2 rRNA genes are annotated in these 573 nt (G+C 52.2%); both read right to left on the bottom strand.

Annotation, left to right across the window (positions count from 1 at the left end):
- Window positions 1–236, bottom strand: a 23S ribosomal RNA gene (locus ACYU87_RS27645); the annotation flags it as partial.
- A gap of 220 nt (window positions 237–456) precedes the next feature.
- Window positions 457–573: ribosomal RNA gene (locus ACYU87_RS27640) — 16S ribosomal RNA — on the bottom strand; the annotation flags it as partial.

Genomic DNA, 573 nt, shown 5'->3' with positions numbered 1-573 from the left:
TCGCCACTACTCAGGGAATCACAATTGTTTTCTCTTCCTGCGGGTACTTAGATGTTTCAGTTCGCCGCGTTTGCCCCTCGAAAGGTACTAGTTCTTCAAACTAGTGGGTTGCCCCATTCGGATACCAACGGATCAGCCCCTGCCAGCGGGTCCCCGTCATGTTTCGTCGCTTGCCACGTCCTTCATCGCCATCAGAAGCCACAGGCATCCCCCAGACGCCCTTTTGCTGCGTATTCACTACGCTTTATTCTACTCGTTGATGTCACTCGTTTCTTGATGCTGACTCGAAAGTCAGTTCATCGATCCAGACAACAGCTATTACCCCGTTGTCTATCTTTCCCTGTAGGTCAAAGAACAGCTTGTCTGCTCCTATCGGAGCGGACAATGTCCTTAACAAACGTCAGCACTAACTCAACCTCTCCAATCGCTCCGAAGAGACAACCAGATCGGCTCCAAAAAGGAGGTGTTCCAGCCGCACCTTCCGGTACGGCTACCTTGTTACGACTTAGCCCTAGTTACCGAGTTTACCCTTGCCCGGCGCTTAAACCGACCTTCAGGTCCCCCCAACTCCCA

The sequence above is a fragment of the Spirosoma lituiforme genome, from assembly GCF_054776635.1.
This window is presented reverse-complemented; position numbering and strand designations above follow the sequence as displayed.